This window comes from Paenibacillus sp. YYML68 (assembly GCF_027923405.1).
Classification (GTDB): domain Bacteria; phylum Bacillota; class Bacilli; order Paenibacillales; family NBRC-103111; genus Paenibacillus_G.
In genome coordinates this window covers 364,606-391,035 of record NZ_BQYI01000001.1, presented here as the reverse complement: position 1 = coordinate 391,035, position 26,430 = coordinate 364,606, and the positions used below count along the sequence as shown (strand labels likewise).

At 56.5% G+C, this 26,430-nt stretch carries 11 protein-coding genes; 1 reads left to right on the top strand and 10 read right to left on the bottom strand.

The features are described from left to right. Nucleotides 1-56: 56 nt before the first annotated feature. From PAE68_RS01715 to PAE68_RS01690, 6 genes are all read right to left on the bottom strand, one after another. The gene (locus PAE68_RS01715; protein ID WP_281883461.1) at nucleotides 57-320 is read right to left on the bottom strand and encodes an HPr family phosphocarrier protein; all 264 of its coding nucleotides are present in this window, start codon (nucleotides 318-320) and stop codon (nucleotides 57-59) included. Next, entirely contained in the window at nucleotides 320-2,044 is a 1,725-nt protein-coding gene (gene ptsP, locus PAE68_RS01710; protein ID WP_281883459.1) for a phosphoenolpyruvate--protein phosphotransferase, read from the bottom strand. Before ptsP ends, PAE68_RS01715 begins: the two co-directional genes overlap by 1 nt. Nucleotides 2,045-2,052: 8 nt before the next feature. Beyond that, a complete protein-coding gene (locus PAE68_RS01705; protein WP_281883457.1) occupies nucleotides 2,053-3,210 on the bottom strand; it encodes a mannitol-1-phosphate 5-dehydrogenase in 1,158 nt (385 codons plus the stop codon). After that, nucleotides 3,207-3,644: a PTS mannitol transporter subunit IIA gene (locus PAE68_RS01700; protein WP_281883455.1), complete on the bottom strand. Its 438-nt coding sequence runs from the start codon at nucleotides 3,642-3,644 to the stop codon at nucleotides 3,207-3,209. The genes PAE68_RS01705 and PAE68_RS01700 overlap by 4 nt, the downstream gene beginning before the upstream one ends. Continuing rightward, nucleotides 3,641-5,734: a BglG family transcription antiterminator gene (locus PAE68_RS01695; RefSeq protein ID WP_281883453.1), complete on the bottom strand. Its 2,094-nt coding sequence runs from the start codon at nucleotides 5,732-5,734 to the stop codon at nucleotides 3,641-3,643. Before PAE68_RS01695 ends, PAE68_RS01700 begins: the two co-directional genes overlap by 4 nt. 65 nt (nucleotides 5,735-5,799) lie before the next feature. Then, a complete protein-coding gene (locus tag PAE68_RS01690) occupies nucleotides 5,800-7,224 on the bottom strand; it encodes a PTS mannitol transporter subunit IIBC (RefSeq protein ID WP_281883451.1) in 1,425 nt (474 codons plus the stop codon). Between the two features lie 257 nt (nucleotides 7,225-7,481). Between PAE68_RS01690 and PAE68_RS01685 the strand changes: the two genes are divergently transcribed. Continuing rightward, a complete protein-coding gene (locus PAE68_RS01685; protein WP_281883449.1) occupies nucleotides 7,482-8,336 on the top strand; it encodes a hypothetical protein in 855 nt (284 codons plus the stop codon). Nucleotides 8,337-8,485: 149 nt separating this feature from the next. Here PAE68_RS01685 and PAE68_RS01680 read toward each other — a convergent pair whose 3' ends face one another. From PAE68_RS01680 to PAE68_RS01665, 4 genes are all read right to left on the bottom strand, one after another. After that, a complete protein-coding gene (locus PAE68_RS01680; RefSeq protein ID WP_281883447.1) occupies nucleotides 8,486-9,085 on the bottom strand; it encodes a response regulator transcription factor in 600 nt (199 codons plus the stop codon). After that, nucleotides 9,082-10,884 (bottom strand): sensor histidine kinase, encoded by a 1,803-nt coding sequence (locus PAE68_RS01675; protein WP_281883446.1) that lies wholly within the window; start codon nucleotides 10,882-10,884, stop codon nucleotides 9,082-9,084. Before PAE68_RS01675 ends, PAE68_RS01680 begins: the two co-directional genes overlap by 4 nt. Nucleotides 10,885-11,439: 555 nt before the next feature. Next, nucleotides 11,440-17,604 carry an S-layer homology domain-containing protein gene (locus PAE68_RS01670; RefSeq protein ID WP_281883443.1) on the bottom strand — a complete coding sequence of 2,055 codons (6,165 nt, stop codon included), beginning with the start codon at nucleotides 17,602-17,604 and terminating at the stop codon, nucleotides 11,440-11,442. 40 nt (nucleotides 17,605-17,644) lie between these two features. After that, nucleotides 17,645-26,398, bottom strand: coding sequence for an Ig-like domain repeat protein (locus PAE68_RS01665; protein ID WP_281883441.1), 8,754 nt, complete (start codon nucleotides 26,396-26,398; stop codon nucleotides 17,645-17,647). Between the last annotated feature and the right edge of the window lie 32 nt (nucleotides 26,399-26,430).

The window sequence follows — 26,430 nt, the reverse complement described above, 5'->3', positions numbered from 1 at the left end:
CCGTCATACGGTTCATGCACCAGCCCTGCTCTTCATATTGCCTTAACGGCATGAGACTATTCTTCGTAGATCTTGACCAGCAAGGCGCCGAGCTCCTGCAGCGCCTGCTCCTCCTGCTCGCCCTCGATCTCCAGCGTCACCACATCGTTAGGCTTAATCCCCAGAGTAAGTATGCCGAGCGAGCTCTTGCCGTTCACCTTGCGCTCCCCCTTGATCAGACTTACCTTGCATGGGAAGTTGTTAGCCGCCTGCACTAGAATCTTGGTCGGACGCGCATGAAATCCGGACGGGTTCAACACCGTGTATGCTTTCGATACCATTAGCTGTCTCTCCTTCTCTTCTCATATACGAATTGCTGAATCGCTGCCTCAGACCGCATGGATAGCAGCTGGCGGGTGTATCCAGCCCACTCTGCTTGGGACAGCTCCTTAATCTGGGCTCTGGCAGGCAGGATGGAGCTGGCGCTCATGCTGAACTCATGCAGTCCCATGCCGAGCAGGATGGGAATTGCTGACTCATCGCCGGCCATCTCTCCGCACATGCCGACCCACTTGCCCTCGCGCTCTGCTGCACGAATCACCATCTCGATCAGTCTGACAATGGAGGGATGGCACGGCTGGTACAAGTACGACACCGTCTCGTTCATCCGATCCGCCGCCATCGTATATTGAATCAGATCGTTCGTCCCAATGCTGAAGAAATCAACCTCCGCCGCGAATGAATCCGCCGCCAGCGCCGCCGACGGAATTTCGATCATCATGCCGACCTCAATCTGTTCGGCGAGCTCAACACCCTCCTGCTGCAGCCGCTCCTTCTCCTCCTGCAGCAGACGCTTCGCCTCGAGCAGCTCCTCGAGCACCGCGATCATCGGGAACATGATCTTAAGCTGACCGTAGCGGCTTGCTCGCAGGAGCGCGCGCAGCTGCGTCCGGAACAGCTCCTGCTCGTTCAAGCATAGACGCAGCGCCCGCTGTCCGAGGAACGGGTTCATCTCCTTCGGAAGCTGGAGATACGGCAGCTCTTTATCGCCTCCAATATCAAGCGTTCGGATGACGACCGGCTTATGGTTCATTTTCTCCAGCACATAACGGTATACTTGGTACTGCTCCTCCTCCGTGGGGAGAGCGCTGCGTCCCATATATAGAAACTCTGTGCGGAACAAGCCAATGCCCTCCGCCCCGTTGTCGATCGCCTTCTGCACATCCTCCACGCTGCCGATATTGGCCGCTAGCTCCACGTGTCGGCCGTCGCATGACACAGTAGGCTCTGCGATCAATCTGCGCAGCTCCTCACGACGCCGCTCGTAGCTCTCCTTCTTCTCCTGATACGACCGCAGCTCCTCCGCGCTCGGGTCGACGATTATTCGTCCCTCCGTCGCATCTACGATCATCATCGTTCCCGTCGGAATGTCAGCAAGCGATACGCCTGCACCGACGACAGCAGCGATCTCCAGAGAACGAGCCATGATGGCCGAATGGGACGTGCGGCTTCCGACTTCTGTGGCGAAGCCCTGCACATACGCAAGGTCGAGCTGTGCCGTATCTGAAGGCGTCAAGTCCTCAGCTACGATTACAGCCTGCTCATCAATTGCGGACACGGGTGCATAGGTCTCTCCGCGAAGTGCGCTCAGCATTCGATCCACGACGTCCTGAACGTCCGCCGCTCGTCCGCGTAGCAGCTCATCGTCCATCGAGCTCAGGAGGTCGATGAAGTGCTGGGCAGCCTCATGCAGCGCATATTCAGCATTGATACGCTCCGTGTTTATTTTGTCCATGACGGCATCCATCAGCTCAGGGTCTTCCAGCAGCATCAGATGCGCCTCGAAAATTTCTGCCTTCTGCGCGCCCAGCCTCTGCTCCGTCTTCTCACGGATTACCTCCAGCTCATGCCTTGCCTGCTCTACCGCTTGCTGCAAGCGTGACGCTTCCTCGACCGGCTCACACGCGTCTAGCCGAACGGGAATATACTTGTCACGCCTCAGGCGGTATGCCTTCGCAATAGCAATACCAGGCGAAGCGGCAATTCCCTTCAACACTCTGGTCATCGTCTGCATCACTCCTCACTCTCCTTCAGCTCCGCATACCTCTGCATCACCATGGCATGTACGGGATGCTGCTCAGGAATGGATGTATAGGTAGAGAACGCCTTGCTCACACCCTGCTCCATCAAGGCGTGCATCAGCTGTACAGCCTCAGGATCGTCCGCCACATCGAACAGCAGCGCCGCTGCCATGGCAGTAGACAGATGGGCGGGGGCAACACCAAGCTCATGAACAAGAGTAGCCGGACGAACGAGCCGATCGTTAGGCGACAGCTTGCGAATCGGCGAGCGACCTACACGTATGACTTCATCGATCAGGTAAGGGTTGGTGAAGCGCTGCATGATCGTCTCGATATACTGAGCATGCTTCTCCGCGTCGAAGCCGTACGTCTGAACCAGATACGCGCCCGTCTCTTGAAGGGCGCCCTTCACCACAGCTGCAATATGGGGGTCTGCCATACTTTGCTGGATCGTCTCATACCCTCTCACGTATCCCATGTAAGCGGCACAGCAATGCCCCGTATTAACGGTGAACAGCTTGCGTTCAATGTACGGCTCGAGCCGATCCACATAGTGCACACCCTCTATCGGCTCATAAGGCTCCAGCATCTGCGAGCGATCAATCGCCCATTCGAAAAAAGGCTCGACGCGCACATGCAGCGGGTCGTCGTGCTGCTGCAGCGGCACGATCCGATCGACCGCCGCATCTGGGAACGCCACCTTGCCGCTTAGCTCATGCTGCAGCTCCTCGCTCATCAGACTGTGCACATGCTCCTTAAGCTGCGTACTCCCGCCAATTGCATTCTCACAGGCGATAATAGGAAGCGGCCGCAGCCCCCGCTTCGCGCGCAGCTCCAGACCCCGAGCGATCCCCGGCGCGATCGCCTTCAGAATCGAGACGCCTACGGCCGTCGTCACCAGATCAGCCGCAGCGACAGCCTCTGCGACACGATCCAGCTCCTTGCCGTTCACGGCTGTCACGTTATTCACCGAGAAGGTACGCTGATCCTCATTCGCTAGGGTGACTGTATACGCACCACGCTTGATCAGCTGCTCAACCAGCTGATCATTCACATCCACGAAGCATACCTCGTAGCCCGATTGATTCAGCAACAGACCAATGAAGCCTCTGCCAATGTTGCCCGCTCCGAAATGTACGGCCTTCTTCATCCGCCGAGCCCCTCCTCGAATATACGGAGCATCTCCTCCGGCGCCGTTGCCTTACGGATTCGCTCCATCTGGTCATCATCCGAGCAGAGCATCGCAACGTTGGTCAATATGTCGAGATGGTTATCTCCGGCAGCGGCGATACCGATCACAAGATACGCAAGCTCGCCGTCCCCGAAGTCCACGCCGTCCGGCACTTGGATAATCGACATACCGGTATGTCGAATCAACGCCTTCGAGTCCTGAGTGCCGTGCGGTATAGCGAGTCCCCCGCCCATGTAGGTCGACAAGGTCTGCTCTCTTTCCATCATTTTGTCTATATATTCGCTTGATGCATGTCCAGCATCTACCAGCAGCTGTCCCGCCATTCTTACAGCCTCCAGCTTATCCTTGAACACGGCGTTCAGCTTCACCTTATCAATAGATAGAATGCTCATCGTCTCATTCTCTCCGTTTCTATAATATGATCGACCAAGTGCAGCAGCTTATCGGCGAAAAACTCCACGATCTCCTTCTCCGTTCCCTCTTCCAATAGCTGCAGCAGCTCCGGTAGCAGCAGCTGGGCGCTGATTTCACTCAGAATCTCTAGGCTTTCCTTCGACAGCTCTCTCGGTCCGAGCATCAGGAGCACCTGCCGCACCCCGGGGTCCTGCTCGTGCTCTAGCGGTAAATTGTCTCTTAATCGAAACAATGTCACATACGGCGCTGGTACAGCGTCGCTTCTTGTATGAAATAAAGCAATGCTCGTATCCGGAATCGCCTGACTGCTGACACGCTCCCGTTCCATGAGCAGTCGTACAACCTGCTCCTTCTGGTTCAGCCCACCATCCGCCTGCACGTAGCTGCACAGCTCTAGCAGTGCGTCCTCCAAGCCTGTAAAGCCCCGGTTAATATGTCGGACGGTGAAGCGCTGCAAGAGACGTACCATTTCGTCCACATAGCGCTGTAAGCGCAGCAGCTCCTCGATCGCACTGCGTTCGGATCTCCCTTCAGCCGTATCGACTCGAGAGCGAATCGGTATCGATCGAATCCGACTGCGCAGCCGTTCTACCTCCGCCTCAGGCAGCAGCGGGCTTAGCTTCATGTAGCGCTGCTGATCGAGCGGCAAGTCTACCGTAGATACGATGAGATCGTAGTCCGCCTTCGGCAGCCGAACGGCCTCGAACACGGAGGCATGTCCTGTAATATTTACTTGCGGGAACTCCTTGGCAAGGCGCATGGCCAGCATCTTCGAGAAGCCGATACCGCTCGTACATACGACGACAATCCGCATGCCGCCTCCCTGGCTGTTCAATCGCTCCAGCGCCGCGCCGAAGTGCATCGCCAAATACCCGATCTCCTCATCCGGCACTGCCATGCCGAGCTTGAGCTCTTCCTCATCTACAGCTTCCCGAATCATCTCGAACAGCAGCTTATAGTCACGCTTGATCTCACGGAGTAGCGGGTTGCGAACCGGCACTCCCTCACGAATACGCTTCAGGGCCGGTCCCATATGGTGAAGCAGCCCTTCACGCAGCGAGCGATCCTGCTCGATCGACAGCGCGAGCCTCTCCTCCACCTTTTGAATGAGCCGATGTACGATGTCCAGCAGCTTTGTCTCGTCGAAGCCGAGTAGTTCGTACTGGCTCTGACTGTCGGACAGCTGCAGCAACCGGTACATGTACGTGAGCTCAGCTGGTGGGAACGAGCAAGACAGCCTATCCGACAGACACCGAATGATCGCTTGGAGCGGTGCGCTCGGTTCGACTGCCAAGGCAGCCGGTAGTGGTGCAGCCGCAGCTTCCTCTATGAGATAGCCTCGCTGCACGCGAGCAACGGCGGTCGATAGACGGATCAGCAGCTTCGTATAATCCAGATCAGATAGCTGCTGAAGCCGACTGTCCTCACAATTCCATAACGCCTCCTCCACGTGCAGGAAATGCTCACGACCGATCATCGACAGCAGCTTCACCTTGACTGGATTCAGCTCGCAGCTATCCGATTGCTCCATCGGTCCGAACAAGTCCGAGACGTCCAGCTGCTCCTCGGCAAGCTGCACAATAAGCTGGCGTTTGCTTGTCTCCGGTCCCTCGAGCTGAACACCATAGCCTCTTCTTCGGATCAGCTGCAGCCCCCCCTTCTCAATGCGGCTCTTCTCGAGCTCATCCAAGTCATAGCTGATGGTCGCAACCGTCACCGACAACTCATGAGCAAGAGAGAACAGCTTCACCGGCTCACGCTCCTCCAGCAGCTGGCACAGCAGCAGCACATAGCGACTCTCAACCGTAAGCTCTGCTTCTGCTGGCTCTTCCAGCAGTGTACGCAGCTTCTCCAGCTGCTCCGGTGTCGCCTCCAGCCGCAGCCCCTTCCCCGAGCGCCGATGCAGCTCGGCTCCGTAGCTCTTCAGTACGTCGCTCAGCTCGGACAGCTCCCGGTGCACCGTTCGTGTGCTCACATTAATCGCAGCCGCAACCTCGGCTGCAGTCATCTCCTCATGGCGATCCAGCAGGAGCTGGATCATGTGCCGATGACGGCTTGATACGTTCATCCTGATCTCCCTCATGAGCAGAATGCCGTTAACGCTGGCAGCGAGCGCCAGCGTTAACGAATAAGTTAGCGTAATCTCTTAACCAACGTCTCGTATTCCGGACTCTTCAAGAAATTGTCTATTGAAATATGCTCGGCCTGTGCGTGCTTAGCCTTAGCCCGATCTGTCAGCGATTGATGAGTAATGACAATATCTGCATCCTGTGGAATTTCACTAATCGCGGTATTCGTAACAGCTACGTCTATACCCGCTTCCTTCATCTTCTTCCTCAGTATAGAAGCACCCATAGCACTAGAGCCCATACCTGCATCGCAGGCAAATACAATCTTGTTCACGACTGCCTTCTGCACCGCAGCGGCTGTAGCTGCTGTCTTCTCCCCTTGACCGGCCTGCTTCATACGCTTCATATGCTCAGCCGCTTGCTCCAGGCTGTCTTCCTCATCCGTCTTGCGAGTCGTCTTGAGCAGCAGGGCTGCGACGGCGAAGGAGACAGCCGTTGCCGTCAGCACGCCGCTTAGGACAGGCAGCAAGCCGCCCTTCGGCGCCATGGCAATATAAGCGAATATACTACCCGGTGAAGGAGGCGCTACCAAGCCCGCATCGAACAGCAGGAACGTGAACACTCCCGTGATGCCGCCTGCTATTGCCGCAACAATAAGACGAGGATTCATTAGAATGTAAGGGAAATATATTTCGTGAATACCGCCCAGGAAGTGAATAATTGCCGCTCCCGATGCAGATTGCTTCGCTGTGCCGCGGCCGACGAGCATGTAGGCTAGAAGAATACCTAAACCCGGTCCAGGATTAGACTCGAGCATGAACAATATGGACTTCCCCGTCTTCGCGGCCTGATCCATTGCAATTGGACTGAGTACACCGTGATTGATCGCATTGTTCAAAAACAATACCTTCGCCGGCTCAATGAGCAGGTTCGCCAGCGGCAGCAAGCCTGCGTTGACCATCATCTGCACGCCCGCAGCGAGTGCCTTGCTGAATATTTGCACCAATGGCCCGACAACTGTATAAGCTGCCAGCGCGAGCAACGCACCGATAATACCGGCGGAGAAATTGTTAACGAGCATCTCGAAGCCTGAGCGCACTTTGCCTTCAATTGTACGGTCGAAGCGCTTCAGTACCCATGCTGAGAGCGGGCCGACAATCATAGCTCCCAGGAACATAGGAATGTCCGTCCCCACTACGACCCCCATCGTCGTTACGGCCCCGACTACACCACCACGGGAGCCGTGCACCATCTGACCACCGGTATATCCAATGAGAACAGGTAAGAGATACGTGATCATCGGTCCGACTAGCTTCGCCAAATCTTCATTCGGGAACCAGCCCGTCGGAATAAATAATGCAGTGATTAATCCCCAAGCGATGAATGCTCCGATGTTTGGCATAACCATCCCGCTCAAGAAACGTCCGAAGCGCTGTACTCGGACACGTAGACCGCCGGCTGACTGCTGTGCTGTTGTGGATGTATCCATAGGATTGCCTCCTTATCAATTGTGAAGATCTAGCCCGTTCATATTAGGCAGGGCTTATCTGCTTTCATCGTATACAAAAGCGCTTTCTTCTTCAATGAAAGGAAAACAAGGTGTCGTCATGAATGCTGATGACATTGTTTAATAGCTTCTTCAAGGGAGTATGTACCTATTCAAGTCATAATTGCTAAGGTATTGGGTTAATCTAAATGGAACGGTTCGTGGATACCATATTGAATGAAGAGATAAGGGGAAGCAGCATGCTATATCTGATCCAAACTGCCATCATGCTCGCATTAGTCGGCTATATCTTATATAAGAAGCGCATCGGCTGGAGCGCCTGCATCAATATCTATGTGCTGGGGCTGCTTATCGTCGATGTGATTGAAATTATTATCAATCTGCTAATGAATTACTATAAGTTCCCGGCACAGCTGCTATCCGATCCGGTCAAGGACAACTTCCTCGGCATTCTGCTCGCAGATTCAGTCATTCTGCCGCTGACCGCGATCACCTTCTGCTACCATGCAGCCAAGCATCCGCTACGCGCCGCTCTCCTGTACAGCGGGATCATGGTCGTGCTGGAATGGCTGTATGTGGAGCTCGGCTACGTCGTCTACAGCAGCCATTGGGCGATCTGGATGTCTGCCCTAGTCTATGTGTCGAGCTTCCTACTGTTCTCCCGTCTTGCAGACCAGTTCGTGAACCGACCCTACTCTGTCCCGTACTTCATCCGGTTGCTATGCTTCTCGTACACCGCTCTAGTGCTGCCAGGAGCTATTCCGGACGTACTCTTCCACCTGCATCGCTGGAATCCGGGTCTTGTCCCTGACATATGGTCGGATGACCGAATCGCTGACCTTGGCTCTGGCTTCTTGATCTCACTGGTCATCGCCAGCATACTGCCGAACGTTGCGATGCAGCGAAGAACCGTGACCTTGAGCGTGCTCGCTGCATGTACGGTGCTCTTCGGACTCTGGGCGCACCGAATGGGCTGGCTCATCTATAACAGCTGGAACGATGCTCTTACGGTAGTAAGGTTTGTCATTCCGTACATCCTGATCTTCTTGTATGATCGGTGGCAGAGGAAGCCTCTGCAGCATGCCAATCGTTAAGTACGCGTCGAACAGGCCCGCTGCGAATACATTCGTGGGCCTGATTGCTGTTCTACGATTAACGGCATACTCCACTCACGGCCGCTACCACACGTACCCCAGCACAAATAAGGCCGACCTCTATAGGTCAGCCCTTGCTTGCTCGTCTGCTACTTGATCTGCATCAGCTTCCTGCCGATGGCGATCGCCTGTACCCGGTTCTTCACCTGCAGCTTGCTGAAGATGTGGACGGCGTGATTCTTCACTGTACCCTCCGACAACTCCAGCTTGTCCGCAATCTCCTTATTAGACAGCCCTTCACTCATGAGCTGCAGCACCTCTCTCTCTCGCTTCGTCAGCGGCTCAACCTCACCAAGCTCCAGCTCGAGGTCAGGTCCGTTCTTACTACTCGTCAGCTCCATCCGCAGACGTTCGATCGTCGAGCTCAGTCTCTGCTGGGTCACCGGCTTGACGATATAGTCATAAGCGTAGACGTCGAAGGCGGGTAAGGCGTAATCCTTGTATGAGGTAACGAATACGAGCTTCGCCTGCACTCCACTCTCTCGAAGCCTCTTGGCCAGCTGAAGACCGCTCTCACCCATCATATGAATATCCAAGAAGATGACGTCCACCTGCTCCCGAAGGAGGAACGTATAAGCCTCAGCCGCCTCCCAGAAGCTCCCGACTACCTGAACACCTCCCAGACTCTTCAGCATATGCCTCATCACCAAATGCATCGCACGCTCATCGTCGATTAGTATAGCCTTCATTGTTCGTCGCTCCTTGTTGAATGTGACGGCGCCCCTCGATGAGCTACCGGCATAGTGAAATGAAACGTCGTACCATGAGCAGGCTCACTCTCGAACCAGATCGCACCGCCATTGATACGAACGAACTCTCGGCACAGCGTCAACCCAAGACCGACCCCGCGCTCACCAGCCGTACCGCTGGAGGAGACCGTGTATGCCTCCTTAAGCAGCCTCTCCGCCTGCTCGGGACCAATGCCCTGTCCAGAGTCCCGGATCGATACACACACGCTGTCCGCAGTCACTAGCTTCGCCGTCAGCTGAATATGTCCGTCCTCACCCGTGAACTTGACCGCATTGGACAGCAGATTGCGGATGATGAGGTTCAGCATCTCCTTGTCCACATAGACAGACAAGTCACGGGGGACGTCCGCCGTAATGGCGATTCGCTTCGCGGCGCTGTGAACCTGAAGCATCGTGATATTATGCTGCACCGCCTGCTGCAAATTCCAATCGCACGGGTTGAACATCAGCTCGCCCTTCAAGCTCCGATACCAGTCAAGGAGACTCTCTACGAGCGAGAACGTATTATGAACTTGCCGATCCATCTCTTGCACAATGTCTACCTCATTGTCCTCATGCGTCCCCAGCTCGTCCTTCAGCACCTCCATCAGGCTGACGAGCAGAGCGAGAGGGTCGCGGATGTCGTGTGCGACGACAGTGAACATTTGATCCTTGAACGCATTGAGCTCCTGAAGCTGCCGCGCATTGTTGACGAGCGTCTCCTTCACAGATACCGCCTCCGTCACGTCGCTGAGCATGACGAGCTTGCCCGCCGGATGCTGCTGGCTGTCGTAGATCCACGACGCCTGCACCTGGCTATAGATCAGACCCTTGGGCGTGACTAGCTTCAGCACCCGCTCCTGCGGCGGAGGCTCGTGTAGAAGCGCTCGCAGTTCTGTGTACGTGTCGAACACCGTTGAAGCAGACTGCCCGATCGCTCGCTTGTGCCGCAGCGACTCGAAGGTGTCTCTTGCTGCCACATTGAAGCTCGTCACCCGATGCTCCATATCGAGAACGACAACGGCGTCCTTCATCGATTGGAATACTTTCTCTAGAGCCAGCGGCGCGAGCTTCAGCATGTTGTATTGATAGATGCCCCAGATGTAGAAGATACCCGACAGCAGGAAGCCGAACGGGGAGATGTCGATGGGCGTGTGCAGCACGCCGCTTAAATAAATGAGCGTAATGCCGTACGGCGCGCATGAGCCGAGCATCATGGTGACGACCTGCCGCCGCATCGAAGCCGCCACGCTCCGGTGCATGACGAAGAGCAAGCACATACCGATCGCGAACAACGTGTACGAATAGGCGACATGCAGCTTGTAGAACGGACCGGGCGTCAGGGCGGCGAGCGGGAAGCCTGCCGAGTAATCGAGCGTCATGTCTGCATAGAACAGCTGGTGCCATTCGTTCGTATTGTGGCTGATGAAGGTGGCCAGCGGCACGATGGACAGCAGGGCGATCGTCCACTTGCGCAGCCATGTGCTGCGTCCCGTATACTGGATGACCATGATGAACCAGACGAGCGTGCCGAACGAGATGCCGATATATTGAACGCGCAGCCAGAAGCGGATCATCTCCAGATTCGAGCTGACGATCTCGAAGGCGTAGCCGAACGCATACAGCGCTCCGACCCACATGCCGAAGAACAAGCCGATCGACACCGGGTACTCGCGTCTTTTCCAGGCCAGATAAGCAATATATAGCGAGCAGCAGGCTGTCACGATGAGCAAGGCGGATATGTAGATATTGAGAGTCATTCGTCGCGGGGCCTCCTGCAGCTGTCTGAAGTTCTGTATATGTACCTTCTATCATACCAGTTTAGCGGGCTTGGAGGTGAGTTTTTTATTAGTGCTTCGTTCTGAAGAACAACACCGACAACCATACCAGGACCATTCCACCGACGATACACCATATCGCTGTGAAATAAGCGCGTTCCAGTATACGAGTGCTCAACGTAAGCGATAACAATAGCCCATAATTTTCGAGTTTGTTTTTTGAGAAATTGCCACTGAAGCACCTTGCAGCTAAGAAAACGACAACAAGAAAGAGCACCACTAGAAATAAAATAAGCTGCAAAGCTTCAACTCCCGTCTTACAGTTTTGTGTAGAAAACTAGAATTCTTCCATGTCTCTTATTATTCCATATTGAAATGGGATATGTATACTTCTCAAGTCTCCACGGATATTTACGAGCTCACCTCACAAACAAAGCCCGCCCCGCGCCGAATGCTCGGCTAACGGGGCAGGCTCTATCTACTTCCTATACGATGCAAGCAATTCGGACGAAGCCGAAGCTCACCCACCGCCATTCTCTACTCAAACGATGCCTTGTCCAGCCACTGGGCGATGACCTTCGCCGCCTCCTCGCGCGTCATGAGACCGCTCGGCTGGAACGAGCCGTCCGGGTAGCCCGAGACGATCTTGCTCTTCACCAGCGCTCCGACGTGCGGCTGTGCCCATGACGGGATGTCTGCGCGATCCGCGAAGCTCACCTCGGTGTTCGGAGCGCCGCTCATCGTGCGTCCGAGCATCGTCACAGCCTGTGCGCGTGAGATCGACGCGTCGGCATCGAAGATGACTCCAGCGTCACTATCCGTGCCGCTGACCCAGCCATTGGCGTAAGCGGCCTGCACGTAGCTGCGTCCCCACTCGGGGATGCTGGACCAGTCAGCGAACGATGCATCCGCTGCTGAGCCGTCCGTCGTCGTCGGCTTCACACCCATGCTCGACATGACGGAGACGAGCAGCTTCGTGAACTCGAGACGCGTAATCTCGCGCTGCGGCTCGAAGTACGCGCTGCCGTCACGCTCCACGCCATCGACGATATCGAGCGAGCGCAGCGTCTTCACGTACTTGTCGGACCAGCGTCCGCCCATATCCTCCATCCGCTGCATCGCCTTGTTCTCGATGAGGGCGAACGTGCCGAGCTGATCGACCTCAGCGGTGATCGTCTTACTGCTGCTGCGAACGACGCCGTCAACATACTGCCACTTGCCCAGCCTGCTGTTGTAGCGGTACAAGCCAAGCTGCTCCACATCCGTCACTTGAGCCGCGTCATAAGCCAGCTCCAGCTTCAGCGGTTGCTCGAGTCGCGGCTCTGCATGCGCGAAGCGAAGGTTGAACAGCGGCCCGTGGTACACGTGCGGCGCCCCCGCCGCCTTGTACGCCTGATCATCGAGCAGCTGCGACACCGCGATCGCGTCGTCCTGCTGGAGCACACCGTCCGGCACGGTCAAGGTGCCGTACTCCCCGAGCGGCAACATCTTCGTGCTGCCCGGCTCCAGCTTGTAGCTGCCGACAAGCTTCAAGCGATTGTCCTTGTTGATCAGCTCGGCCAGCAGTGCCTCGAGCGACTTCTCCAGCTGCTCCTGCAACGACCCATCTATCGGCCCTCCACCACCACTCGGTGGAGGCGGCACGTTGTCAGGCGGCGGTGCCGGCAGCTGAGGATCGACCGTTACGGTCTCACTCTTCACGTCGATCACAGCGACATCCTCGAAGGCGAAGCTGTCCGTCGTGTAGTAAGCCGCTCTAACGAGCGCCTTGCCTGTGCCGGTCGCGGTCACATATCCGTCCTCCGTCACACTTGCCACCGATGAGCCCATCAAGAGGCTCCACTTGATGCTCGCCGCATGAAGCTGTACGTCGCTGCCGTCCGCTGCCTTACCCGCCAGCGTCAACGTCTGGGCATCGCCTTGCTTCATCAGCTCCTGATAAGGCTTCAGCTTCACCTCAGCCAGCGGCTTCAGCGTCGTATTGACGAGCTCCGAGCTGAACGATGCCTCGTTGCCGACTCGGTCTACGGCCGTCAGCCTGACCTCCTTGGACTGCTGTGCACCCATCTCGACTCTCGCCGTGAAGCTGCCGTCCTGACTCACGACGACCGGCTCTGCCTGGCCCTCAAGACGCAGCGTCGCTTCGCGATCCGTCTTGCCTGACACCAGCAGCACACCAGGCTCTGCAGCTGTGTGACCCGGCTCGACGAGCAGCAGAGGCGCTGCCGTATCGACGGCGAATTGCACCGTCTTGCTGGAGGAGTCGCCTTGGTCGTTCACCGACAAGAACTCAACCCGATATTGTCCATCGCTGACAGGCAAGGAGATGGACCATTCTTCGCCCTCCTTGAAGTCCACTTCAGCCCCGTTCACCTTCACTCGGGTCCGCACGTTCTGATCAGCCTTGAAGTCGAGCGTCACAAGGCTCTGGTTCGCCACATACTCGATGCTGCCATTGCCCGCATCGAGCGCCTTGAATGGCTCGCCCATCGTTACCGTCAGCTCCGCCGGGTTCGGCACCGGCAGCTCGATCAGCTCCGAGAGCACCGTCTCGCTATAGTGGGAGGCGCCGTCGTCTGTCTTGCGCTCTGCCGTAATGCCCACCCTATACTTATGACCTGGAGCCAGACCTAGCGTCTCGCCGGTCTTCGACTTGTATTGACCGCCGATAATGACGCCCGGCTCCGACGGGTCGACGACCTGTTCGCCCTGCGACTCGACGCGCGCGCCGGCTTCATCGAATACTTCGACAATGTAGCTCGTTACGCCGCTAGTCGGACTCGGCGTCCACGTCACATCCAGCTTCCCGTCTCCGAATAAGCTTACTTGTGGGCCCGTGATCGAAGCCGGAGCATCGGGGTCCGTCAACGTAAGCAGCTCGGTGAACTTCAAGTCGTGCCCATACTGACCGTCAGACATCGAGACACGCACGTAATATGGTCCGCTCATCGTGTCCGAAGGTACCGTGACCGTTGCTTGTCCTGCAGTCGCATCGACTTGGTCCGCCAGCACGACCCCGGCCTGCTCATAGTCCGTCACGAGCGAGATCGTCACCTTCGCCTGATCCGCATTCGTCGCCATCCAATTGACCTGAAGCTCGCGCTCGTTCAGCTTCGTCGCACCGACTGTGTCGAGCACTGGCACCGGGTCGACCTCGAAGCCCTCCACCGTCACCGGGCTGCTCGATTGAATGCGCCAGCCGCCGTTCTCCGGAGCTTGCACCGATACGTACAGCCACTTCTCCTCTTGACCGCTCGTGCTCTCTGCTGCGGATACCGTCTGCTCGAGATAGTTCGAGTTCGGCTGACCTTCGGCAATGAGCGGAAGCTCCGTGCCGTCTGGACGGAACACCTGCAGCTGCGGCTTCTCGCCCGTGTAATTAACCTTGAACAGCGCCATCGGCTGGTCGGTCACCGGAATCGTATGCTCGTTCGCCGGGACGCCTGCTGCGAGCAGCTGCATCGCTTCGGCCAGTGCAATATCGCTGCGGGATGCGAGCATGTACGCTGTCTCCTTGCGATTCGGGTCAGCCGTTGTACGGCGAATGTTGCCCCCGAATACCATATAGACCGGCTCACCGTTGTCCGCCTTCGTCAGCTGTGTGTACATGCCCGGCGGCAAGCTCACATTGCCCTCCGCATCGATGAATTCAACGCCGCGTCCCCAATAGTAGCGGATACCGATCGGGATGCCGATGATCTCGATCGCGCCCCAGATGCTCTCCGAGCTGACCCCAAGCTCAATGCCAGCCAGCGTCTTGCCGCCTGCAATCGGGATGAACTTCGGAATAATCAGCCCCGCCTTGGCGTAGCCCTCGAATCGTTCTCCCGAGATGTACACGTAGACTTGACCGATCACAATATCGAGCACGTTCAGCGCCGCGTTCAGCTCCAGCTTAGCCGGTGCTGCCCATCGGGCATCGACCGACACCTCCTTGAGGAACGGCAGCTTCGCGATCGCCAGCTCACCGGTCAGCGTGAAGCCGAACCACGATATTTTCAGTATAAAATCACCCTCCAGCACCTTCGCGAACTTCAGTGCCGCCTGTACGACGATCTTGCCTGGACCGTCCGATGCCGAGCTGAAATCCTCCACACCGCCGCCGAGCTTCGTCAGAAACACAGCAGGAGAGATCATAATACCCGGCTCCCCGCCTGCGGAGATGAACAAGTCGTCGATCGTCGGGCTGCCTTCGACGATTGCAATCGTCAAGATGCCATGGAACTCAATGACCTTGATCTCCGCTTCCAAATCGACACCGTAGATGTTGTCTATTGTGTTGATCGTAAGAGAGGCTGACTTCTTGCTCTTGATGAACCCGCCGAGGAAGTCCTCCGGCAGCTGGAGCGATGCGGTCGTATCGATTCCAACGAAACCGACCTTACCATCGTCCTTCTCCCCGTACAACACGCTGTCTACAGAGGCCGAGAAGCTGAACAGGCTATCATCCATTTTGCCCAGATCACCACCCTTGCCGTTGCCTTCGGTGCCCCAATGCTGCTCCTTCAGCTCCGTATACTTGGACTTGCCTCCCGGCAAGAACGATAACGCCATCAAGCCGGAGAACGACAGCGCCTTCTCCTGAAGAATAACGTCGTTGATCTCGATCGCGAAGCCGCTGATCATCTTGACCGCCTTGCCAAGACCTGTCAGCTCCAGTGTGACCGGCTCCTGATCGTCCTGCGGATCAAGCGAGTAGTCCTCGCCATCCTTCAGCTCCAGCGCGAACTCGTACTTCCAGAATTCCATGCCGCCATCCGATATTCGCAGGGAGCCGTCGCCCGTCATCTCAATATAATCGCTAATATGAGTGCTGTCCGCCTGCTGCTTGACGAGCGTAAGCGGCTTGCCCTTGTATTCGATGACCGAATTGATCTCGGCCGCGTTCTTCTCCGTTCCGACGACATACTGCGTCTGACCGTCCTCCGTCCGCTCCATAATATCGCCGCGAATCTCCAGCACGATGCTGTCTGAGGCTGGAAGGTCCTCCTTCAGCTTCTCAAGCGCCTCCTCACCGTCCAGCGAGACGAGGCTGTATACCGGGTCCTCCCCCGCAGCGACCGTCTTGCGAACGACGAGCAGACCGTAATATTGCCCGATATACTTCGTATCATCGCTAACCGTAATCATCTGACCGGCTCGCAGCGTGCCGAATAACTCATGCTTCAGCACGAACTGGTATTCGCCTGTCTCATATTCACCCTCTACCTTCACCATCAGGTCGGTATCGCTCGACACGGTAATGGCTCGGGCCGGAATGAGCGTCTTCTCCCCCGTCGTCTTCTGCTCGAGCCACAGCTCCCACCGTGACAAGTCCTTCAGCACGTCGAAGCCTTGACCCTTCACCGTCATATACCGCGTGCCTTCCTTGTACACGGTCTCCGGTCCAATCTTCTCGAACTGAACAGCAGGCGGTGTTCCCGCGATGCCTGGCAGCATAATGAACCCGCCGCCCGATACCGCCTCCGCATACTCATCTGCCTTCACATCGATGCGATACTCCTTGACCGTATAGGTGCTTTGCGGAGCGGCCTTCACCTTGAAGGTGAACGTATGGCTTCCGTTCACAGCGACGGCCGATGTCGTCTGCTGCAGCGGCTGCCCCGTAACAGGCAATAGCCCGTCCTCCAGAATAAGTCCTGCCGTCACGTTCGTCAGCGCTCTCGCGCCTGACTGCGTGTTGTCCATCTCGACCTTAATCTCGAACTCCTGTTCCGTATAGCCATCCTTCGCTTCATTCACCGTCAGCTGCGTCGGAGCGAACGTCTGCAGACGATACGGCGAGCCCGCCGATGCCATGAAGTTGCCGACGCCGTAGTACGTCTCATAGACGCGGCTTTCGCCTGGAGCAAGACTGTTCGGATTCCAGTACAGCGCCACCGCACTGTCTGCCGTTCCATACGGATTGCCCGTCTTCGTAAAATCGAGCGTCGAATCCGGTGTGAAGTCCCACTTCGTCTCCGACAGCTTGTTCCAATGACCGAACACAAGCTCATGCGGCTTCTCATTGCCCCAGCCGCTCACAAGTCCGTAGCCGAACACCGCCGGATTGAACTTGTTATCGACGCTGCGCCAATAGGCAGGAATTTGACTGCCGGTCAGACGCTGCTCCTTCGTCATATCTTGACCGCTACCGCCAGCCATGAAGCCTGCACCGTCGTTCGTGCCGAGCATCGTGTCCAGCAAGATGCGCGCTCCGATCGCCTCGGGCTGCGAGCCGTTGTTCTTCGCCTCATAGCGAACACGCACATTACCAACGTTCGGATGGTTCACATCACTCACGACCTCCAGCGTCTGCCTGATGCTAATCGCCCCGACGTTCCACACCGACGTGTTCACGCCGCCAGTCGTCTGAGGCAGCTCGCTGAACGTGCCGCTCATATTCAGGAACCCGTAAGGGTTCCCGTAGATGTAGTCCTTGCCTCCGACCCGGAACGTCGCGAACGACGTCTCCGGCTCCTTATCCTTATACAGCAGCGGAGCATCGTTGTCCGATGGGCGGGTGGAGTCGCCCAGCAAGTTCTTGATGCTGAAGCGACCGTTGTCCCGCTTAATGTCTACTTGCACGTAGTCGTTGTTCACCTTGACGATCGACGGGCCGTTCGTCTCCGCTGCCGCGTACGCCCACTGCTGGAGCGGCGCTGCCAGCAGGAGCGCGAAGCTGCCAGCCGCTGCGATCGTCCTTCTCATCCATTTATTCATACTGCCTCCCATAGGTTAAGCCATTCCGATTGCCTCATCATCACAATGAGCTGATGTACAGGTGCACGAGATAGGACTTCCGCTCCTGGTCCTGCACGTAGAACGTATACCAGCCGGACGATGCTGCTGTGAACTCCGTGCCTGCCAGCTCAGTCGCACCCGCCTTCATGCCGCCGTGATCGACCTTGCCCTTCTTCCACTTGATCGACACTGCACCCTCGCCATTGACGAGCTGGAACGTATGCTTGGCTCCCTTCATGATCAGAGCCTCTGTACCCACTGCCGTACCGTTCACGAACAGACGCTTCTCATTCTTGCCGATCACCGTTACCTTGCGCGAGACCGTCGTCGTATTGCCTGCACGGTCGGTTACCGAGTACTGCACACTGTACGTGCCCGGCTTGGCGATATCGAAGCCGTTGTAGCTGACGACGACGCTTGCGGTCAGGTCGCCATCCGTTCCATCCGTTGCCCAATAGTCATCCAATCGATAGCTGCCGCTCTCGATGAAGCTCAGCTCACCCGTGCGCTCGAGGACGAGCTGCGGTGCCTGCTTGTCGATATTGCTGACGACTGCATCGACACGCGTCTCATTGCCTAGAGCATCCGCGACGAGGAACGTGAACGTACCGTTCTCGCGGAAGACGAGCTGGCTGCTGCCACTGTTGTTCAGCACCCGGATCGGCTCGTTCGAGACGACCGTTGCCGTGACCGGCCCGTTCGTAAGCTGCTGCTCACTGTACGTCACCGTCACCTGCGGAGGCGTATGGTCGATGTTGCCGACGACTGCGGTAGCCGATCCGACATTGCCCGCTGCATCAACTAATATAAATTCGTAGCTGCCATTCTGATAGAACTCACGCTCGGTCCGTCCGAGGTTGTTGCTCACCTGGAACGGCTCCGACGCTTGAACGGTCGCCTTCACCGCTTCGCGCGTAGGCTCGGTCGTGCTATAGGTGACCGTTCCGACTGGTGCGACCTTGTCGATATAATCGACCTTCGCTTCGATGACCGCGGTATTGCCCGCATCATCGACGATCTGGAAGGCGAACTGTCCGTTCGTCGTGAACGTATAGCTCGTCTTCTGCTCGTTGTTCGTCACGTAGATGCGCTCAGATGCATTCTTCAGCGTCACAATGACGTCCTTGTTCGTCGGAGCCGGGCCGAGCTTGGAATATTCGACCGTAGCCGTCGGCTTTTCCTTATCGATATTGGCTACAACCGCTGTGGCATAGCCGACGTTGCCGGCTTCATCGACCAGCTCGAACTTGAACTCTCCGTTCGCCGTGAACGTATAGGTCGGCTTGCCGTCGTTGTTCGCGATATGCACCTTCGACTGTGTATCGCTGGCTGTTACCGTTGCGGTCACATCCTGATTCGTCTTCTTCCGCACGTCGGCGCTGTACACCAGCTTGCCAGTTGGCGGCGTCTTATCGATATTGGCAGCCGTTACCTTCACCGTCGCCGTATTGCCCGCTGCATCCCGCAGCACGAAATCAAATTCGCCGTTCTGGCGGAACACATAATCGCTCTTGCCATTGTTGCTGACGATGATGACAGGCGCTCCGCTGTTGTCCGATGGTACGACGGTTGCGGTCACATCGCCGTTCGTCCAGCCTTGGACGCTGTGCAGCACTTCAGCCGTGGGCGCCGTACGGTCGATGTTCGACACTTCGGCAGTAATGACCGCCTTGTTGCCTGCCTGATCGATTAGCTCGAACTGGAAGCTGCCATTGTCCGTGAAGGTATACGTATCGGAGCCATTATTATTGACGATGGTCACAGGCTCGCTCGGCTTCACCGTTACTTGTACGTTGCCCTTCGTCCATCCCTTCTCCGAATAGACCAGCTGTGCGGTAGGCGCGGTCTTGTCGATGTTGCTGACGGTCACTGGTACGAGCGTCTTATTCCCCGCTTCATCGACGAGCTCGAACGTAAACTGACCGTTCTGCGTGAACAGATACGTCATGCTGCCATTATTGTTCGCGACCGTCGCCTTGCTCTGACTGTCTTGCGCCGTTAACGTCGCTAGTACATCCTGATTCGTCTTGTTGGTCGTGCTTAACGATACGGTACCGGTCGGCGCCGTCTTGTCAATGTTGCTCACCGTAGCCTTCACGGTGCCGATATTGCCAGCGGCATCCTTCAGCGTGAACGTATACTCGCCGTTATCGGTGAATGTATGCGTCAGCTTCCCACCCGTAACGGTAACTGATGCGCCGCTGTTGTCCTGCGGCTGCAGGGTGACCGTCACGTTGCTGCTCGTCCAAGCCGTTGTGCTGTACTCGAGCGTACCGGCAGGGGGCGTCCGATCGATATAGTCAACCTTGGCCGTAATCGTCGCCTTGTTGCCAGCTTCATCCTCAATCTCATAGTCAAACGTTCCATTGTCTGTAAACACGTACTCCAATGAACCGTTATTGTTCAGCACGCGAACCGGCTCGCTTGGCTTCAACAATGCCGTCACGTTACCGATCGTCCAAGATGTGACCGAATATTGAACGTCCGCTTGAGGTGCGATGGTGTCCATATTGGCCACAACCGCCTTCACCTCCGCGGTATTGCCCGCTTCATCGGCGATGTGGAACACGAACTCCCCGTTGTCCTCGAACGTGTACGTCAAGGCTCCGTCGTTATTCGTAACGCGAGCCGTATTCGAAGCATCGCTGAGCGTAATCGTCACCGTGACCGCTTGATTCGTCGTCTGGCTAGGGTCGACGCTGTAGCTCAGCGTTCCCGTCGGTGCGACGCGGTCGATCTGAGACACTACCGCCTTCACCTCTGCGGTGTTGCCCGCCGCGTCGCGAAGCATGTACGTATATTCGCCGTTATCCGTGAACAGTCGGTCAGCCTGACCGTTGTTGTTGACGATGACGACGGCTGCGCCGCTATTATCCGTTGCGGACAAGGTCGCGGTCACCTGCTCCTTCGTCCACGTCATCGTGCTGTAGGACACGGTGCCTACTGGTGCTGTACGGTCAATGTTGCTCACCGTAGCGATCACCTTGGCCGTGTTGCCTGCTGCATCGCGGAATTCGAACTCGAATTGCCCGTTATCCGTAAATGTACGCGTCCACTGGCCTCCGTTGTTCAGCACCGTTACAGCACCGGCGTTATCCTGTGCATGCAACGTCGCGATCACTTGACCATTCGTCCACGATTGCTTATCGAGTGTGACATAGCCAGTCGGTACGACCCGATCGATGTTATCGACCGTTACTGGAATACGGTCTATACGGTCTATGCCACTATAGCTAATATTAACGTGGAAGATACCGTTCGCCCCTACCTCGTAGACGACCGAGGTGACCGTGCCATTCGCTGCAGCCTTGCTGTCGATCAGCACCGGCTGCATATCAGCCGGAATGTCCACACTCGCAATGCTGCGCTCAGGCTCACCCGTGACGCTGATCGTCACCTGCACTGGCTTATTCGTCAGCTCTCGGGTGGAGAAGCTGATATGGGCCGTGCTGAGCGACGGATCAATCCACGTCACCTCCGCCTTCACGGTCCCGATATTGCCTGCTGCATCCTTGAAGCGGAACTCGTATTCCCCATTCTGATCAAAAACGCGGAACAACGCCCCGTTCTCAGGGCTGATGACCGTCGCTGCCTCTTCTAGCTCCAGATACGCCGTTACTAAGCTGCCCGTCGCGGTAGCCGGACTGTAACGCACCTTGCCCTTCGGCGCCGTATTATCAAGCACATACGGCTCGCTCGACTTCACCGTCGGTGCCCCTTCGCTGTTCAGCGCCTTCACGTGCAAGTACCAGCTTCCTTCCGCTCCAGCAAGCTTAATCTGATGCTTGCCTCCGCTGACGACTACACGAGATGTGACACCTTCCGCGAGCGTCTTGCTGCTTCCGTGCACAGCCTCGATCCAATTCGGATCAGAAGGTGTCGCCTGTTGACTCCACTGGTAATGCAACTTCGCATCCACCGTAATCGGTGCTGTATTATGTACCGTTACTTCCGCGTTCGCCTCGCGGGCAGCCACTGTGCTGCCGTTCGGCTCGAGGCTGATCGTAACCAGCTCCTCGAAGATCCAGTCTACCTTCGCTTCGATTGACGTTGTATTGCCAGCTTCATCCTCAAGGATGAAGCTGAAGGCTCCGTTAGAGCTGAACGTCTTCACCTCAGCTCCACCGTTATTCGTCACCTTCATTCGATCCGGTGTCGATACGTTATCGCTCCAGTCCGCAAGCGTCGCGGTTACCACGCCCTTGGTGTAGGTGCTAAGCGAGTACTGGACGACGGCTGATGGACCTGTGCGGTCAATCGTCACACGCGTGCTGTAGGTCGCACTCTCAACCAAGACCGCATCACGGAACTTCACAAGAACGGTGTGCTCGCCCTCCTGATCTGGCAGCTTGACCGTCTTCTCCGTGTCGTAGGCAGCCCATGCGCTCCACGTCAGCCCACCGTCTGTCGACCATGTATACATGAGCTCGGACGACGTGCTCAGGTTGTCCTGCGCTTGAAGCTTCATCGTCACTTCATTGCTCTTCGTTACAGCTACAGCCGCTTCTACCGAGCCCGTCGGCCCCGTATTGTCCAGCAAGTAGCGGCTGCTCGACTTCAGCGTCGGTTCATTGTCGCTGTTGAAGGCGCGGACGTGTAAGTACCAGCTTCCATCCACCCCGCTCAGCTCTAGGTGATGACCGTGCTCATCGGTTGTAATGGTTACCTTCGCCTCGGCACCTTCGCCATCTAACGAATAAGTGCCCGCCTCGGCCTTCTTCCAGCCTTGACTAGCCGGTGCTGCATTCTCCTTCGTCCATTGAACCTCCAGCTTCGGGTCTACAGGCACCGGGAAGCTGTTCGTCACGACGACGCTCGCCTTCACCGACTGTGCAGCGGTCCCCTGACCGGCAGGCATAATCGTCACCTCGACGTTCTCCTCGTAGATCCAATCGACCTTCGCCTCAATCGTACGCTCGTTGCCAGCCTCATCAGCCAGAACGAAGGTGAACGTCCCGTTCGCTGTAAGCTCCTTCGTCTTCTCACCGTTGTTGTTCAATACGGTAATGCGCTCAGCGGCAGACACATTATCCGCCAAGCCTACAAGTGTAGCCGTCACCGGGCGCTTCGTCGCTTCCGTTGTCGAATATTGAATCGAAGCTGTTGGCGCCGTCTGATCGATAATCGCTTGCACCGGATAGCTGACACTCTCATTCGAAGCTTCGTCCCGCAGCTTGACGTAGATGCTGTACGTGCCCTCCTGATTGGGCAAATCAACCGTACGCTCAGCAGCCAGCAGCGTCCAGCTGGACCAGCTCGTGCCGTTGTCCGTCGATATTGCATACTCGAGATTACCGTTAATCGTCCGATCGTCCGCTCCAGTCAGCTTCAGCTTCGCCTCCGGGCTGCGCGTAATCGGCTGCGCCAGCTCCACGCTTCCTGTCGGTGCCGTATTGTCCAGAAGGAACCGTCCTGTCGACTTCACAACAGGCACACCATCACTGTCGAACGCTCGTACGTGCAAATACCAGTCCCCATCACCGCCGTTCAGCTCGAACGTGTACGAGCCGTTAGCCAGCTGTACGTCGACACGCACCTTATCGGTGATGTTATACGTGCCGTCCGCTGCCACGCTCCAAGCAGAGCTAGACGGCTGGTCGCTTGTGCTCCACTGATACTCCAGCTTCGGATCTACCTCGAATGGTGCCGTGTTCGTAACGGTCACGACAGCCTTGGCCCCCTGTGCAGCTGTGGCTCTTCCATCTGGCGTCACACCGATGCTGACGGCCTCCTCGAAGATCCAGCTTACCTTCGCCTCGATCGTACGCTGGTTGCCCGCCTCATCCTCAATAATGAACTCGAAGGTACCGTTCTCGGTCAACGTTCTGGACATGTCGCCGTTGTTATTGACGACCCTCACATCAGCACTCGATGTAACCCCGTCCTGCACGTTGATCAATGTCGCGATGACGCTCTGCTTCGTCGGCTTCGTCGTTGAATATTGAACCTCTGCCGTTGGTGCGGTCCGATCTACCGCAACTTCAGTCGTATATACGTTGCTCTCGTTGAGCGCCTGATCGCGAAGCTTCACCTGTATTGGGTACGTACCCTCTTGGTCGGGAAGCTGTACTGGAACCTCTGCCGTGAACAGCTGCCAGCTGCTCCACTGACTGCCCCCGTCCAACGAAATCGTATATTCCAGTTCACCCGTCTCGCTGACTGTATCGGTGCCTGTCAGCTTGAGCTCGGCCTGCGGTAATGTCGTCGAAGCCTTCATCGGAACAACCGAGCCCGTCGGCGCCGTGTTATCGAGCAAGTACGGCGAGCTCACGTACAGCTGCATATTGCCCGCGCTGTCCGTCGCCTTCACATGAAGCACCCAGGAGCCGTCGCCGCTGTTCAGCGGCACGTTCGCTGTGCTCACCTGCACCCAGCCTGCATCGGATGCCTGCACCGACTCGCCTTGACGCTTCCACATGGCGTACAGCTGGACCGACGAGTACGCATCTACCGCATTGACGGTTGGATTCGCCGTCTTCGCCGGAGCGCTCGAGCCATCAGGCGAGAAGCTGACAGTTGGGGCCTGCTGGTCATATCGGAACGGCTTGTACGTCGTCGTGACGTTGCCCGCTGAGTCAGTCGCCATCAGATGTAAGTACCACATGCCCTCGAAGTGGGACTCACCCGTAATCGTGCTGCCGCTTGACGTCGAACGCCAGCCCGATCCCGGCGTATCGGCACTATCGGTCCATTGATACTGAAGCGTGCCGATACCAGCCGGGTCAGAGGCGGACACTTGAATGTTGTAGCTTCGACTGTACGTCTCACTGCCATTCGGTGTGACTGTCACCTGCGGTCCTGTGCGATCAATCGTATACGGCTCGGATTGAATATTGCCCGTATTCCCTGCAAGATCGCTCGCCCGTACAGCAAGCCGCCACTGTCCGGCAGTCGATGCACCTGTCAAGTCCGAGCGAATCGATTCCCCGAGTGTTGCACTGCGCCAGCTTCCTTCATTAACGGTGCCGCCATCAGCAATCCACTGATACTTCAGACTGCCAGTATCCATACCCGCATGACCATCACTTGCTTGAAGGGACACCGTGTAGCTCTGCTGGTAAGCCGTCCCCCCGTTCGGGTTCACTTGGATTACAGGTGGTGTGTTGTCGAGCTTGACAGGCGTGAACTCGGTTCGGACGTTGCCGTTCTTGTCCGCTGCGCGCACGTGCAAATATTGCGTGCCTGTCATGCCAGTCGGGGACGTCAAGGTCGTCCCCGGCGCCGCTGTCGTCGTCACAGCATTCCAGTCCGATACATAGGTCTGCGCGGACCAATGATAGGTGAACAGGTCGGTTACGCCTGTTCCGCTTCCGTCATTCAGATCAACGCGAACCGACTCGGTCTGTTTATACGTATCGGCGCCAGAGCGTGTGTAGGTGATGGTCGGCGCCTTCGTATCAACCCCAATGTTGAAGGCCGAGAAGCCTGACACGCTCTGATTCGCGAGCGGGTTACCCGCCACGTCAGTAATCATCCCGCCAAGGAAGCTGCCAGATGAAGCAAAGTCGAGCAAGGCCACATCCTGTCCCGTCTCTCCTCCGATATATTCGAACGTAAGACTACTCAAGTTATTGCCAATGCTCTTCGCAGTAGCGAACGAGCCGTTATTGAACCATAGCGTAATCGCCGATGGCTGCCCGCTCACATTCACGTTCTCGGTGAAGGGCACGGTAATTTCGATGATGTCCCCGTATCGCAGCATCGTATCCCGCTTGCTCACCGTAATGCCGCTGCTGTTCACGCTCGGCGCCTTGCCGTCCGCCTTAATTGCACTCGCAGTCAAGCCGTTGGAGTAGCCAGGTGCGGTATCGATCAGCTCATTGCCCCCAAGATCCTGCACCCTCAGCGTAAGGCTCGCGATATTAAGCATATTAATCGTCGTATCGAGCTTCGATTGATCGTCATTTTCTCTGACAATATACGAATAGGTAAGTGTATTGGAATAATTGCCACTCTCGTAGACGGCCGCACCGCCTGTATTCATCGGAATCGTGGAGCTCGTGTTCACCTTGACCGGCTCATCGAATTCGAGCTGGAACGAAATTTTACTATCCTTCTTGTACGATCCGTTCGCAGTTAACGGCGTTACCTTCTTCAGCAACGGTCGCACCGTATCCCTGAAGTACACGCGAACGTTCTCAACCTGCGTACGGTTATTACTCTTCTCCCCATCGGTGGAGTAGAAGCCTACTAATATTTTTCGCGTTAGCGGATCGAGATTGAACCAGCCCTTGTCTATGTCCCGAACCCATCCCTCAACGTCATTGAATTCATCGTTACCCTGTTCATCTCCATAGCCAGTCACCTTGATATATTGCCAGTTCGAGGTCACTCGCTCCAGCTTATACTCCAGAAGATCGTTATCCCACGTCTCGTCGATACTATGACCGTCGAAGATGACCTTGAATTGCAGGTCGCCCTTATCAATGACCGACGTTAGACGGTCTAGATCGAGCGTATATGTAATGTTCCAGTTATCCTGTGTGCCATTGGGCCGGACGACCGCAGTGTTGCCCCTCTGCGCATCCGTTAAGTTGACGCCCGAATATGTCGTCGCTGTAAAATGTCGAAAGTTGTTATTCGTGTTCGTGTCCTTGTTGTTCCCCTTGCTGTTGGAGGGTTCGCCGAACATATAATCAGTCAGCGCTGGTGTCGAGGCGTGTGCCTGCTCCATCCCCACTCCATACAAGCCAAGTAGCACCACCACGGCAAGCAGCAATACTTGCAAGGGTCGAGCTGCAAGATGTCGGATCAGTTGTCGATGTTCATACACTAACGGTCAATCCCCTTTCTCACTCCTGAATA

Excerpts from the sequence above, each read along its gene's own strand:
- PAE68_RS01700 (WP_281883455.1), bottom strand. The coding sequence starts at position 3,644 with ATGAGCATTCTATCTATTGATAAGGTGAAGCTGAACGCCGTGTTCAAG.
- PAE68_RS01675 (WP_281883446.1), bottom strand. The coding sequence starts at position 10,884 with ATGACTCTCAATATCTACATATCCGCCTTGCTCATCGTGACAGCCTGC.
- PAE68_RS01680 (WP_281883447.1), bottom strand. The coding sequence starts at position 9,085 with ATGAAGGCTATACTAATCGACGATGAGCGTGCGATGCATTTGGTGATG.
- PAE68_RS01690 (WP_281883451.1), bottom strand. The coding sequence starts at position 7,224 with ATGGATACATCCACAACAGCACAGCAGTCAGCCGGCGGTCTACGTGTC.
- PAE68_RS01695 (WP_281883453.1), bottom strand. The coding sequence starts at position 5,734 with ATGAACGTATCAAGCCGTCATCGGCACATGATCCAGCTCCTGCTGGAT.
- PAE68_RS01705 (WP_281883457.1), bottom strand. The coding sequence starts at position 3,210 with ATGAAGAAGGCCGTACATTTCGGAGCGGGCAACATTGGCAGAGGCTTC.
- ptsP (WP_281883459.1), bottom strand. The coding sequence starts at position 2,044 with ATGACCAGAGTGTTGAAGGGAATTGCCGCTTCGCCTGGTATTGCTATT.
- PAE68_RS01670 (WP_281883443.1), bottom strand. The coding sequence starts at position 17,604 with ATGAATAAATGGATGAGAAGGACGATCGCAGCGGCTGGCAGCTTCGCG.
- PAE68_RS01685 (WP_281883449.1), top strand. The coding sequence starts at position 7,482 with ATGCTATATCTGATCCAAACTGCCATCATGCTCGCATTAGTCGGCTAT.
- PAE68_RS01715 (WP_281883461.1), bottom strand. The coding sequence starts at position 320 with ATGGTATCGAAAGCATACACGGTGTTGAACCCGTCCGGATTTCATGCG.